The following is a 13821-nucleotide window of genomic DNA, read 5'->3' as shown; positions in this document are numbered from 1 at the left end:
CGGTGATGGCGGGGTCGAGGACGGCATCGGCGCGCGGATCCGGTCCGGCGGCGAGCACGCACGAGTCGCCGTGCAATGCGGCGGCCAGCTCGCTGACCTTCGGGTGGGTGAACAGGGCGCGCAATGGCACTGGTGCGCACAGCTTTTCGGCCAGCGCGGCACGTACCCGGATGGCGGTCAGCGAGGTGCCGCCGAGGGTGAAGAAGTCGTCGTCGCGGCCCACCCGATCGATGTCGAGTACCTCGGCGAACACAGCCGCGACGGCTTGCTCCTCGGCGGTGACCGGCGGCTGGAACTCCCGTGCGGCCACCGGCGGATCCGGCAGCGCGGCACGGTCGAGCTTTCCCGTCGCGCCCAAGGGCAATTCCTCGAGCACCAGCAGCCGGGACGGAACCATGTACCCGGGCAACCGATCTCGCGCCGAGGCCAGGACGGCGTCGGCCTCGAGCGCGGCACCGGCGACCGCCGTCACGTACCCGATCAACTGTTCGCGGCGGACCAGTACAACGGCCCGGGCGACAGCTGGGTGCGCACGCAGGGCGGCCTCGACCTCTCCCGGTTCGATGCGCAATCCGTGCAGCGACAGCTGAAAATCCGTGCGGCCCAGGAATTCCAGCACCGCGTCGGCCCGCATCCGGACCCGGTCGCCGGTGCGGTACATGCGCGAACCCACCGGCCCGTAGGGATCGGCGACGAATCGGTGCGCGGTCTGCCCGCCCGCCGCCGCGTATCCGCGCGCCAGCTGCGCCCCGGTCAGGTACAACTCCCCGGCGACGCCCGGCGGAACCGGGCGTAGTCGCGAATCGAGCACGTACACGGCGGTATTGGGTACCGGACGCCCGATCGGCACCCGGTCGTCGACGCAACGATGGAAGGTCGAGGTGACGGTGGCCTCGGTCGGCCCGTAGGTGTTGTCGACGATCGCCGGGTGACGATCCCGGACCTGCGCCACCAGCCACGGCGGGAGTTCCTCGCCGCCGACGGACAGATATCGCAGGCTCGCGGGAAGTTCCGCGTTCCCGTCGGCGAGCAGCAGGGACAGCATGGAGGGCACGGACTCGAGCATCACGACCTCGTGCCGACGCACGGTGTCCAGCAGATAGCCGGGATCCAAATGGCCGCCGGGGAGTGCGATCACCAGTCGCGCGCCGATCCGCAACGGCAGGAACAGCTCCCAGACGGAGGCGTCGAAGGTGATCGGCGTCTTGTGCAGGAACGCGTCGGTGTCGCCGAGTTCGTATTGTCCGCACATCCAGTCCAGCTGGTTCATCACGGCGGCGTGGGTGATCACGACACCCTTCGGGCGGCCGGTGGATCCGGAGGTGAACAGCACGTAGGCGGCATTCGACGATCGCAGGGGCGCACGGCGATCCGCGTCGGTGACCGGGTCGGCCGCATGGTTCGACAAGTCCAGGCGGTCGAGGGATATCTGCGTGGCCGCGCCGCCGAGTCCGGCACCGACGGTCAGTACGCATGCGGGCCGGGCCGTTTCGAGGAGGTGGCTGATTCGCTCGGCCGGGTGATCCGGGTCGACAGGCACGTAGGCGGCCCCCGCCGTCAGTACCGCGTAGATCGCCGCGAGCATCTCCGGCGACCTCGGGATCGCCACCGCCACCCGATCCTCCGGCCCGATGCCGTACGAAATAAGTTCTCGTGCAAGCCTGTTCACCCACGCCGCGAACTCGGCGTAGGTGTACTGCCGATCCTCGAACACCACGGCGACGGCATCCGGCAGCTGCGCGGCCCGCGCGTGGAAGGGCGCGAGCACGGTCCCCGGTGTCACCGGTTGCCGCACTCCGACTCCGGAGGCGGTCACCGCGGCGCGCTCCGCATCGGTCAGCAACGGCAGATCCCCGACCGGCATACCGGGGTCGGCCGCGGCCGCCTCCAGCACCCCGATCAGGTACCGGGCCATGGCGGCCATCCGGGCCTCATCGAAGAGATCGGTCGCGTACCGCCAGGCGCACGCCAGCCCGCCCGCATCGCCGACCGGCTCGACCACGGTCAGTTCCAGGTCGAATTCCGCTGTCTCCCGGCCGGATTCGACACTCGAGATGGTGAGCTCGGGTAGCCGCAGCTCCTGTTCGCCGAGATTCTGGAAGATCAGCAGCACCTGCACGAGCGGTTGATACGCCTCGGTGCGCGGCGGATCCAGCTCCTCCACCAGGCATTCGAACGGCACGTCGGCGTGGTCGAAGGCGGCCAGATCGGTGTCGCGGACCCGGTCGAGCAGCCGCGCGAACGACTCGTCCTCGTCGATCCCGGTGCGCAACACCAGGGTATTGACGAACATGCCGATCAGATCGTCGAGTTCGCGCGCACCGCGCCCGGCCAGCACGGTGCCGACCGCGACATCATCGGTCCCGGCCAGCCGGGACAGGACGACGGCGAGCGCCGCGTGCACCACCATGAACAGCGACACACCGCGATCCCGCGCCAGCCGCGTGAGCCCACCGTGCAACTCCGCGCCGATCTCGAATTCGTAAGCCGCGCCGTCGGTTCCGAGTACCGCGGGCCGCGTCCGGTCGGTGGGCAGCTCGAGCAGCGGCGGCAGCCCGGCGAGGGCGTCCCGCCAGTATCGAAGCTGCTGCGACAGCAGGGAATCCGGGTCGTCGCGGCGGCCGAGCATGGCACGCTGCCAGATCGCGTAGTCGGCGTATTGGACCGCCAGCGGCGTCCATCCCGGCGGGTTGCCCTGCGCCCGGGCCAGATACGCGGCGGTCAGATCGCGGATCAGCGGATCCAGCGAAAAGCCGTCCGCCGCAATGTGATGCACCACCACCGAGAGTACGAACTCGTCCGCGTCGGCCTGGAACACACCGGCGCGCAACGGCACGTCCCGGGTGACGTCGAATCCGGCTGCGACCAGGGCGGTCAGTGCGGCGGGCAGCTCCGCGGCGGTGACCGGGCGTGGCGTCAGATCCAGCCGGACCCGGTCGGCGGGGAGGACGAGCTGACACCCCGCCCCGTCGACCTCCGGATACACCGTCCGCAGCACCTCGTGCCGTTCGACCACATCGCGCACGGCGGCGGCCAGCGCCGCGACATCCAGCGTCCCGGACAACCGCAGCGCGAGAATGATGTGCTGGGCCGCCGAGTCCGGATCCAGCCTGGCCAGGAACCACATTCGCTGCTGCGCGGGCGACAGCGGTACCCGGTCACCGCGCGTCTGCGGCACGAGGGCGGCGAGCGCCCGCGGCGTCGCGGACCCCACCGCGACCGCGAGGGCGGCGACGCTCGGATGGTCGAACACCATCTCGACCGGGACCTTGCGGCCGAACGCCGCGCCCAGCCGCCCCGTCAACCGCATCGCCAGCAGTGAATTGCCGCCCAGCTCGAAGAAATCGTCTGCGGCCCAGACCTTTTCGATCCCCAGCAGGCGGGCGAATTCCGCCGCGATCAGCGTCTCGTGCTCGCCCGCCGGGGCGCGATACTCCCGTGCGCCCAGCACGGGCTCGGGTAGTCGCGTCCGGTCCAGCTTGCCCGCCGGGGTGAGCGGCACGGCGTCGAGGACCACGATCGCCGCGGGCACCGCGTGCCGGGGCAGCGCCGCCCGGGCACGCTCGCGCAGGGCGGGCACATCGACCGTCTCGCCCGTCGACGGCAGCACGTAGGACACGATCGCGTTCTCGCCGCTCGGCAGCACGCTGACGGTCGTAATCGCCAGTGCCACAGCGTCATCGGCCGCCAGCACGGCGTCGATCTCGCCGAGCTCCACTCGGAAGCCGCGGACCTTGACCTGTGAATCCGTGCGGCCCAGGTATTCCAGCTCGCGATGCCCGCGCACGCCGGTGACCCACCGGACCACATCGCCCGTGCGATACATGCGCTCGCCGGTGCCGCCCGGGTGCGCGACGAAGCGCTGTGCGGTCAGCGCGGGCCGGGCGTGGTAGTCGCGGGCCAGTCCGGCCGCCGCCACGTAGAGCTCTCCGGCCGCGCCGTCGGGCACCAGGCGCAGGCGGGTATCCAGCACCAGCGCGGTCACACCCGGGATGGGCGATCCCACCGTGACGGTATCGGCGAGCGGCTCGCTGATGGTGACCGCGACGGTGCTCTCGGTCGGGCCGTACAGATTGAAGAACCCGCGGCCCGGTGACCAGCGCGCGAGCACCTCGGGCGGGCACGCCTCGCCGCCGACGAGCAGCGCTCGCAGCTCGGGCACCCGGTTCGGATCGAGTCCGGCCAGCACGGCGGGTGTGAGGAAGGCGTGGCTGACCCGTTCCGCGCGCAGCAGTTCGCTCAGTTCTTCCCCGCCGTAGCACTCCGCGGGAGCGATGACCATGGTCGCGCCGGTTCCGCACGCCAGCAGTAGTTCCAGCACGGCCGCGTCGAAGCTGGGCGACGCGAAATGCAGGGTGCGCGCGGTCGAGGTGACGTCGAATCGGCGGGTGATCTCGCCGCACAGCCCGGCCAGACCGGCGTGGGTGACCGTGACCCCCTTGGGCCTGCCCGTCGATCCCGACGTGTAGATGACATAGGCCGCGTTGCCGCCGTGCAATCGACGAACCCGTTCGCTGTAATCCACCGGCCGATCGGACGCGAGCGCCAGCGCCGTCCCGCACGCCAACGAGTCAAGATCCAGCCAGCGCAGCCCCGCACCCCATTCGGAATGCAGCCCGCTGAGCGAAATCCCCACCGCCGCAGCGGAATCCGCCAGCATATACCGCACCCGCTCGGCCGGATACCGCGGATCGACCGGCACATATACAGCCCCACACTTGGCCACCGCCCACACCGCCACCACCGAATCGATCGAGCGCGGCAGCGCCACCACGATCCGATCCTCCGCCCCCAGCCCCCGCGCGATCAGCACCCGCGCCAGTCGCGAGGACCGCCGATCGAGTTCGGCATAGCTCAGCTCGACCCCCGCGCACCGCACCGCGACCCCGTCCGGATTCGCCTCCACCGCCGCCGCCAACAGCTGTGGCAATGTCCGTGTCCGAGCCCCCCGCCCCCGCACCCCCCGAGATTCCCGTCTCGCAGGCGCAGACGCGGTCACCCCAGGTACCCGCCGACCATCACATCCCCCGAGACCGAACCGCAAAACCGCAAACCAAAACCTATTTCCATCGAGACCGAACACAGAGCGACCAGGCAGCAACCTATAGGGGCACCAATTCGCCCGACCACATGGACCCCAGATCGTACATAAACCCTCCCGACCCAGCGTCCACTTCGCCAGGGATATATGTCCCGACCCTCACCACTGCATGCTCGATGTCGGGAAATGTTCGAGCTACGTCGATCCGATCAGCTTCGAGCACGCCCGCCGAGGGAGTCGGCCGCGAGGTCGATTCGAATGACCAGCAGATCGGTGCCGAGCGTCCGGACCACGATGGCGTTCAGGATTCGCAACGGGTGGCGGCGGGAGATCGTGCGCTGCCTTCGCAGCGCGTCTTCCTCGGGGAGGACTTCGGCGAGGCCGTCATGCCATTCGAAGCGGAGGCCGCGACGGAACTTCAGCCGCACTTTGGGCTGAGCCATGAGGTTGTGGACATACCCGGCTCGGTAGCCATGCTCGGCAATGATCCAGAAAACGTCGCCTTCGAGTCCATTGCCCACGGGAACGACATGGGCGCGGCCGGTCCGGCGGCCCGTCGTCTCCAGCAGCGCATACCCGAAGGGCACGAACCCGATTCGGAACAACAGCCGGATCATGGGGTTGAGGCCGAAGCGTTGTACCGCCGCGACCAGCGTGCGTTTCACGCCGGGCCGCGCAACCGTCAGCGGAATGTTGATCGCCAGCAGGGCGGTTGCGATCACGGGCCACAGGGGCGAGGCCGGCGCGGTCGGGTCGAGGACCCACCAGATCCATACGAGCGCGATGGTCGCGGCCGTTCCGGTGAGTGCCATCCGAATGCGAGCGGCCTGACGCGGTTCCATACGATCGTATTGTTCCATACGAGTGTATGGTTGTCGAGTGGCGCCCTACCGGTCGACGACCCCAGAACTACTCGCCGAAGCCGTCTTCGAGATCGCAGCGACCCGCGGCCTGGACGCAGCCAGCGTGCGCGAGGTGGCCACCGCCGCCAACGTGTCCATCGGCGCAGTGCAACACCACTTCCGCACCAAGGACGAGCTCTACACCTTCGCTTTCGAACAACTAGTCACCCGAGTCCGCACCCGAATCACCCGGGTCGACCCCCACCGCCCTCTCCCCGACCGCCTGAACGAAGCCCTGTCCCACCTTCTCCCGCTCGACGCGGAACGCGAGAAGGAAGGCCGCGTGATGCTCGCATTCACCGCCCGTGCCGCGACGAACGAAACCCTCGCCCACCTCCAGTCCCAAACCCTCGCGGAACTGCGTGCAGGACTGGCAATTCCCCTGGCCGAGTTCGGAATCCCCGATCCCGAGCTGCGCGCAGCCCTACTGCTGTCAGCAGTCGACGGACTCACCATGGACGCGCTGAGCACCCGAAAGCTCTACAACAGATCCGATTTGGCCGAACTCCTGTCGACGCAAGTCCAATTGATACTCAGCCCGCTACCAGAAGGAACGGCCTGAAGGGGATCTGGCCGAACACAACGTCACCGCCGCAGAACCGAACCGGCTGCGGGTCGCCGATGCGACCCGCATACCGTGTGGTCAGGGCGCGTTCTGGCTGGCCGCGGCGCGGGATGCGTTCTCCAATCGGATCGTCGGGCGGAAGACCTCCGACCGCCGCGATACCGAGTTGGTGCTCGGTGCGATGGAATACGCGGTCCGGAGCCGGGAGATCCGCGATGAGCAGTTGATTCACCACAGCAACCGCGGTTCGACCCACACCGCCATCCGGTTCGCAAACAAGCTGGCGGACAACGGGATCGCGCATTCGATGGGCTCGGCCGGGGACACCTACGACAACGCGATGATGGAGAATTTCGTCTCCACCCTCGAGGCCGAATTGACCTACCGGCGGACCGCGACGAGGCCGAGCACGCCCTGTTCACCTACATCGACGGATGGCACAACTCCCAGCGCATCCAGAAGAAGGTGGGCTGGCGATCACCCGACGAGTTCGAGCCCGTTTACCACCAACAGGTTCCAGCCGAAACCAGATAATCCGCTCTCCGGATTAGCGGGGAGCCTCATGCCCCACGTTTGCCCCACGAATTGGAGCCAACGTCGGGGGCGGCCCCATGGAAACCATGACTGACATGGCTTTTCGGAGTGGGCGCACGCGGGATCGAACCGCGGACCGCTGGTGTGTAAAACCAGTGCTCTACCGCTGAGCTATACGCCCCGAACCGCCGGCTGGGCCGGGGGTTGGTGGTCGGTTCGGACCGAGGAGTCCGGGCGACCGGGTTATGAATCTAGTGTGGCGAGGGCTTTTTCCCAAGCTTGCTGGTCACGGGGCTCGCCGGGGCCGTTCATTTCGGCGAAGCGGATGATGCCGTCCTTGTCTACGACGAAGGTGCCTCGGTTGGGGTAGCCGGATTTTTCGTTGAAGACGCCGTAGGACTGGGCTACCGAGCCGTGGGGCCAGAAGTCGGACAGCAGGGGGAAGGTGTAGCCCTGTTCGGCGGCCCAGATTTTGTGGGTGGGCGGGGGGCCTACGGAGATGGCGAGGATTTCCGCGTTGTCGTTCTGGAACTTGGGGAGTTCGTCGCGGACCTTGCAGAGTTCGCCTTGGCAGATGCCGGTGAAGGCCAAGGGGTAGAAGACGATCAGGACGTTCTTCTCGCCGCGGAAGCTCGACAGCGTGACTTCCTGATTGTTCTGGTCCTTCAGCGTGAAGTCCGGTGCGACCGTACCGACCTCGAGCGGCATAGCGACCCCTCCCATCCTGCGTCTCGGCTGCTGCCGAGACGAACCTGGCGCGTCACCGGGCCCGGTGGACAGGCCCAGCACCCAGCGAGTACCGGTGGATTCCCAAGGGGGAATCCACCGGTACTGCTCGGTCTACTGAAACCTTAGTGGAGGGTTCAGCGCTGCTTGGAAGGCGTCTTGGGCTGGGTGAGCTTGGTGCCCGTCCAGGTTCCCAAGGAGACCGGGGTGGTCGAGGTGAGACCGGCAGGGGTTGCCGACTCGGCGATTTCACTCGGATCCACATGGCCGGGCTGACCGGTCTTGGGAGTGAGGACCCAGACGATGCCGTCATCGGCGAGCGGAGACACAACGTCCATCAGCTCGTCGACCAGATCGCCGTCCCCGTCCCGCCACCACAGCAGCACGACATCGACTACTTCGTCGGTGTCCTCGTCAAGCAACTCGGAGCCGACGGTCTCCTCGACACCCGCACGCAGGTCGTCGTCGGTATCTTCGTCCCAGCCCAGCTCTTGAACCACCATGCCGTGTGAAATGCCAAGCTTCTGAGCGTAGTTCTGCGCGTCCGCCGCGGCGACCACGGTGGTGTCCTCCTCAACTCCAGACAATAGGTAGTTGCAAGCGAACATGGTAAAAGCCCCAAGCGCAAGCCGATCGGCCGAAATCGCACCCTAAATGTCTTATGTGAGACCGGTGGGGGCTCTCGGACAGCCGTGATCTACTTCGCCGGGCAACCGTTGCGGACCGCGGTCAGAGCGTCGTTGACCTTCTTGCTCGCGTCGTTGAGCGGCGCCACCGAGGACCCGGTTCCGGTCCGGCGAATCTCCGCGCCCAATGCGCGCGCCGCGGTCACGTAGTCGGTGAACTTGCCCGCGAGATCGGCCGGCAGCGCCGGTCCGGCCGCGGCCAGCTGACCCTCGACCGCCTTCGCCGCGTCCTCGAGCGCGCCCGCCGCGGCATCCCGCTTGGCGATCTGATCCGCGGCGCTGCCGTCGTGCGCGTCGACCCACTCGTTGTAGCGGTCGACCTGGGTCCCGGCGGTCTTGCGGAACGAATCGCAGTTGTCCGCGGTCGCCTTCACGATCGCGGCCGCCGCCGCGGCGGAACTGGCCGCCGCCGCGGAGGTCGCCACTTCGGCTTTGTAGGAGGTGACCTGGGCTTGATCGACGGTCGCGGTACCCTCGACCGTGTTCGCGCATCCCGCCAGCACCAGCCCCATCGCCACGGCCCCGGACGCGCACACCAATCCGAACCCCCGCGGGTTCAGCAGCTTCACTTGGTTCCTCCCCGATCAGCCCGGCGGTTCCCTGCGCAACCGTACTGGATTTCCGGCTGACATGATGACCTGGGCCGCATCATCGACAAGGATGTGAGATGCGCCCCAAACCTTTGCTGACGGGTACGCCGCAGACCAGCGGTTATCCGGGGTATTGACGCCACACCAGATGTCCCACCCCATGTGTACGAGGAGCAATCGTCTTGACCGACTTGATGCACCCGACTTCGTCGAACTCCACCAATGGATCGGCACGCAAATCCCCGGCGGGGGGCCGGGTTCGAGTGATTCGCGAGGGGGTGGCGTCATACCTGCCGGACATCGATCCGGAGGAGACCAGCGAATGGCTCGACTCGTTCGACGAGATGCTGACCCGCGAGGGCCCGGGCCGCGCCCGCTACCTCATGCTGCGCCTGCTCGAGCGCGCCGGTGAACGCCATGTCGCCATCCCCGCGCTGACTTCCACCGATTACGTCAACACCATCCCCACCGAGAACGAGCCCTGGTTCCCCGGCGACGAGGAGGTGGAGCGCCGCTTCCGCGCCTACATCCGCTGGAACGCCGCCATCATGGTGCACCGCGCCCAGCGTCCGGGAATCGGTGTGGGCGGCCATATTTCGACCTACGCCTCGTCCTCGGCGCTCTACGAGGTGGGTTTCAACCACTTCTTCCGCGGTAAGGAGCACCCGGGCGGCGGCGACCAGATCTTCATCCAGGGTCACGCCTCCCCCGGCATCTACGCGCGCGCCTTCCTCGAGGGCCGCCTCACCCCGGACCAGATGGATGGCTTCCGCCAGGAGTACAGCCACGGCGGTCCCGGCGCGGGCCTGTCGTCCTACCCGCACCCGCGCCTGATGCCCGACTTCTGGGAATTCCCCACGGTCTCCATGGGTCTGGGCCCGATGAACGCCATCTACCAGGCCCGCTTCAACCACTACCTGCACGATCGCGGTCTGAAAGACACGTCGGATCAGCACGTTTGGGCGTTCCTGGGCGACGGCGAGATGGACGAGCCGGAATCGCGCGGCCTCATCCAGGTCGCCGCCAACGAGGGCCTCGACAACCTGACCTTCGTCATCAACTGCAACCTGCAGCGCCTCGACGGCCCGGTCCGCGGCAACGGCAAGATCATTCAGGAGCTGGAGTCGTTCTTCCGCGGCGCGGGCTGGAACGTCATCAAGGTGGTGTGGGGCCGCGAGTGGGACGCCCTGCTGCAGGCCGACCGCGACGGCGCGCTGGTGAACCTCATGAACACCACGCCGGACGGCGACTACCAGACCTACAAGGCCAATGACGGCGCGTACGTGCGCGAGCACTTCTTCGGCCGCGACCCGCGCACCAAGGAACTGGTGAAGGGCCTGTCCGACAGCGAGGTCTGGAACCTCAAGCGCGGCGGCCACGACTACCGCAAGATCTACGCCGCCTACGCCGCGGCCATGGCGCACAAGGGCCAGCCGACGGTCATTCTCGCCAAGACCATCAAGGGTTACGGCCTGGGCAAGCACTTCGAGGCCCGCAACGCCACGCACCAGATGAAGAAGATGACCCTCGACGATCTGAAGGCGTTCCGCGATCTGCAGCGCATTCCGATCACCGACGCCGAGCTCGAGGCGAATCCGTATCTGCCGCCGTACTACACGCCCGGCAAGGACGCCCCGGAGATCCAGTACATGCTGGAGCGCCGTCGTCAGCTGGGCGGCTACCTGCCCGAGCGCCGCACCATGGCCAAGCCGCTGCAGTTGCCCGGTGACGAGGCCTACCGCAGCGTCCGCAAGGGTTCGGGCAAGCAGTCGGTGGCCACCACCATGGCGTTCGTGCGCTTGATGAAGGAACTGTTGCGCGACAAGGAGATCGGCAAGCGCATCGTGCCGATCATCCCCGACGAGGCCCGCACCTTCGGTATGGACTCGTGGTTCCCGTCGCTGAAGATCTACAACCGCAACGGCCAGCTCTACACCTCGGTCGACGCGGATCTGATGCTCGCCTACAAGGAGTCGAGCGTCGGCCAGATCCTGCACGAGGGCATCAACGAGGCCGGTTCGACCTCGAGCTTCACCGCGGTCGGCACCTCCTACGCCACCCACGGCGAGCCGATGATCCCGCTCTACATCTTCTATTCGATGTTCGGCTTCCAGCGCACCGGCGACGGCCTGTGGGCGGCCGCGGATCAGATGGCGCGCGGCTTCGTCCTAGGAGCGACCGCCGGTCGCACCACGCTGACCGGTGAGGGCCTGCAGCACAACGACGGTCACTCGCTACTGCTGGCCTCGACCAACCCGGCCTGCGTCCCCTACGATCCGGCGTTCTCCTTCGAGATCGCCCACATCGTGCGCGACGGCATGCGCCGCATGTACGGCGGCGGCCTCACCCAGGGCGGCTACCAGGAGGCGCTGCCGGGCACCGATCCGGAATCGCATTCGGTGCATCACGAGTTCGGCGGCGAGGACATCTTCTACTACATCACCCTCTACAACGAGCCGTATGTACAGCCGGCCGAGCCGGAGAACCTGGACGTGCAGGGTCTGCTCAAGGGCATCTATCTCTACAAGCCCGGCGCCGCGGGCGAACTGCGCGCCAACATCCTGGTCGCGGGCGTCACCATGCCCGACGGTCTGCGCGCGCAGGAGATGCTCGCCCAGGAGTGGGGTGTGCAGGCGGACGTCTACTCGGTGACCTCGTGGGGTGAGCTCCGCAAGGAGGCCCTGGCCAAGGAGATCGCGAAACTGCGCCACCCCGACCAGGATCCGGGTCTGCCCTACGTCACTGAGGTGCTGTCCAAGGCGTCCGGCCCGTTCGTGGCCGCCTCCGACTGGATGCGCGCGGTGCCGGATCAGATCCGCCAGTGGGTGCCGGGCGAGTACATCACCCTGGGCACGGACGGTTTCGGTTTCTCCGATACGCGTCCCGCCGCCCGCCGCGTCTTCAACGTGGACGCCGCATCGATCGTGGTAGCGGCCTTGCAGGGGCTTGCCGCCCAGGGCAAGATCGCGCCCGCGACGGCCGCCGAGGCGGCTCGCCGCTATGCCATCGACGATGTGAACGCCGCGCCGAAGGCGGCACCCGGTACCGAAGGTGGCGACGCATAACCGAACATAAGAACCGTGGAACGTAAACCGCCGAGGCCGCGCCGGATCAACGAAGAGGGCACCTCCTCCCACGAGGTCTATCTCCCGACCGGTGCGCTCTCCCCGAATCGGCAGACGCGCGACCCGCTTCCGGACACCCTCCTGAAACGGGTCAAGCAGTTCTCCGGTCGCCTGTCGACCGAGGCCGTGGCGTCGATGCAGGATCGGTTGCCGTTCTTCGCCAATCTGGACGCCGCGCAGCGGGCGGGTGTGCAGATGCTGGTGCAGACGGCGGTGGTGAACTTCCTGGAGTGGCTGCAGGACCCGGAATCGGATATCCGCTTCAGTCTCGATGCCTTCCAGGTGATTCCGGACGATCTGGCGCGGCGGCTGACGCTGCGCCAGACCGTCGACATGGTCCGGGTGGCCATGGAGTTCTTCGAGCAGTGGCTGCCGGCGTTGGCGCGCAACGACCGTCAGCTGGTCGCGCTCACCGAGGCGGTGCTGCGATACGGGCGTGAGCTCGGTTTCGCGGCCGCCTCGGTGTACGCCTCCGCCGCGGAGTCGCGCGGCGCTTGGGACACCCGATTGGAGGCGCTGGTCGTCGACGCGGTGGTGCGCGGCGACACCGGCCCCGAGATGCTCTCGCGCGCGGCCACTCTCAACTGGGATGCCACGGCTCCGGCCACCGTCCTTGTCGGCACGCCCCCCAAGGATCAGGTGGCCGTTGTCAGTTCTGTACATAGCGTCGCCGGACGACACGGCCGAAACGCCCTCGCGGTGGTGCAGGGTTCGCGGCTCGTCATGGTAGTCAGCGGACATCTCGGCGACCCGTTGTATCCGTCGCAGTTCCTGGCGGACCTGCTCGCCGAGGCGTTCTCGGAGGGCCCGGTGGTGATCGGTCCGACCATGCGCACGCTGTCGGCGGCCCACGTCAGTTCGGTGGAGGCGATGGCCGGAATGGAGGCCGTGGTGGGCTGGCGTGGCGCGCCGCGCCCCGTGCACGCCTCGGAACTGCTGCCCGAACGCGCCCTGCTGGGTGACCGGGCCGCGGTGGAGGCCCTGAACGAGCACCTCGTGCTACCGTTGGCCGCCGCCAGCGCCGATTTGTCGGACACGCTGGACGCGTATCTGGATTGCGGTGGAGCCGTCGAGACCTGTGCCCGCCAGCTGTTCGTTCATCCAAATACGGTGCGCTATCGCCTCAAGCGAATCGCGGACATCACGGGCAGGGATCCCATGAATCCGCGCGATGCGTATGTGTTACGTATCGCGGCCACAGTAGGCCGCCTGACTCGAACTCGTAACGAATCGCCCACTCCTGCCACTGATGTGACTCCCGTCACAGACCCTAAGGAGGGGGTGTAACGAGATTCACGGATGGGGCGATCCGGACAACCCACTAGGTCTTTTGTGGACTCCTCACAAAACTGCCAACGAAGCTTCATTCGCGCCGACATCTCGTGAGAGCGGCGTCACGGTGTTTTCTTGAGGCGTGATCGCATTGCTCGCCCCTGGACAGGGCTCTCAGACACCCGGCATGCTCACCCCTTGGCTCGAACTTCCCGGCGCCGCGGATCGCATCGCGCTGTGGTCGAAGGCCTCGGGGTTGGACCTGCTGCGTTTGGGCACGACTGCGACCGCGGAAGAGATCGTGGACACGGCTGTCACCCAGCCGCTCGTCGTCGCGGCCGCTCTGCTTGCTTTTGCTGAAATCCCGCAGGAATCGCTTC

General features: G+C 67.4%; 9 protein-coding genes, 1 tRNA gene and 1 pseudogene. 5 read left to right on the top strand and 6 right to left on the bottom strand.

Features of this window, described 5'->3' with window-relative positions:
• A partial coding sequence (locus ACWELQ_RS18800) for an amino acid adenylation domain-containing protein (RefSeq protein ID WP_452398320.1) occupies positions 1–4930 on the bottom strand: 4930 nt, incomplete at its 3' end.
• Positions 4931–5250: 320 nt separating this feature from the next.
• Entirely contained in the window at positions 5251–5883 is a 633-nt protein-coding gene (locus ACWELQ_RS18795) for a nitroreductase/quinone reductase family protein (protein WP_452398319.1), read from the bottom strand.
• Positions 5884–5920: 37 nt separating this feature from the next.
• On the opposite strand from ACWELQ_RS18795, the gene ACWELQ_RS18790 reads away from it, so the two are divergent.
• Complete coding sequence (locus ACWELQ_RS18790) at positions 5921–6505, top strand: TetR/AcrR family transcriptional regulator (RefSeq protein WP_452398318.1); 585 nt, start codon at positions 5921–5923, stop codon at positions 6503–6505.
• Positions 6506–6512: 7 nt separating this feature from the next.
• Positions 6513–7136, top strand: coding sequence for a transposase (locus tag ACWELQ_RS18785; protein ID WP_452398323.1), 624 nt, complete (start codon positions 6513–6515; stop codon positions 7134–7136).
• A 15-nt stretch (positions 7137–7151) separates the two neighbouring features.
• Here ACWELQ_RS18785 and ACWELQ_RS18780 read toward each other — a convergent pair.
• The 4 genes from ACWELQ_RS18780 to ACWELQ_RS18765 all read right to left on the bottom strand — a co-directional run bounded on the left by ACWELQ_RS18780 (position 7152) and on the right by ACWELQ_RS18765 (position 9023).
• A tRNA-Val gene (locus tag ACWELQ_RS18780) sits at positions 7152–7223 on the bottom strand.
• Between the two features lie 62 nt (positions 7224–7285).
• Positions 7286–7750: a peroxiredoxin gene (locus tag ACWELQ_RS18775; RefSeq protein ID WP_452398317.1), complete on the bottom strand. Its 465-nt coding sequence runs from the start codon at positions 7748–7750 to the stop codon at positions 7286–7288.
• A gap of 155 nt (positions 7751–7905) precedes the next feature.
• A complete protein-coding gene (locus ACWELQ_RS18770) occupies positions 7906–8328 on the bottom strand; it encodes a DUF3052 domain-containing protein (RefSeq protein ID WP_452398316.1) in 423 nt (140 codons plus the stop codon).
• Between the two features lie 137 nt (positions 8329–8465).
• Positions 8466–9023, bottom strand: coding sequence for a hypothetical protein (locus tag ACWELQ_RS18765; RefSeq protein WP_452398315.1), 558 nt, complete (start codon positions 9021–9023; stop codon positions 8466–8468).
• A gap of 215 nt (positions 9024–9238) precedes the next feature.
• Here ACWELQ_RS18765 and aceE point away from each other — a divergent pair, with 215 nt between their 5' ends.
• From aceE to ACWELQ_RS18750, 3 genes and pseudogenes are all read left to right on the top strand, one after another.
• Entirely contained in the window at positions 9239–12109 is a 2871-nt protein-coding gene (gene aceE, locus ACWELQ_RS18760; protein WP_452398322.1) for a pyruvate dehydrogenase (acetyl-transferring), homodimeric type, read from the top strand.
• A 45-nt stretch (positions 12110–12154) separates the two neighbouring features.
• Complete coding sequence (locus tag ACWELQ_RS18755; RefSeq protein ID WP_452398321.1) at positions 12155–13456, top strand: PucR family transcriptional regulator; 1302 nt, start codon at positions 12155–12157, stop codon at positions 13454–13456.
• Positions 13457–13583: 127 nt separating this feature from the next.
• Positions 13584–13821 (top strand): annotated as a pseudogene (locus ACWELQ_RS18750) (ACP S-malonyltransferase); the annotation flags it as partial.

This window comes from Nocardia sp. NPDC004722 (assembly GCF_053601505.1).
The sequence above is the reverse complement of the archived record's forward strand: the minus strand, read 5'-3'. Positions and strand labels throughout refer to the sequence as shown.

Excerpts from the sequence above, each read along its gene's own strand:
- aceE (WP_452398322.1), top strand. The coding sequence starts at position 9,239 with ATGCACCCGACTTCGTCGAACTCCACCAATGGATCGGCACGCAAATCC.
- ACWELQ_RS18795 (WP_452398319.1), bottom strand. The coding sequence starts at position 5,883 with ATGGAACCGCGTCAGGCCGCTCGCATTCGGATGGCACTCACCGGAACG.
- ACWELQ_RS18775 (WP_452398317.1), bottom strand. The coding sequence starts at position 7,750 with ATGCCGCTCGAGGTCGGTACGGTCGCACCGGACTTCACGCTGAAGGAC.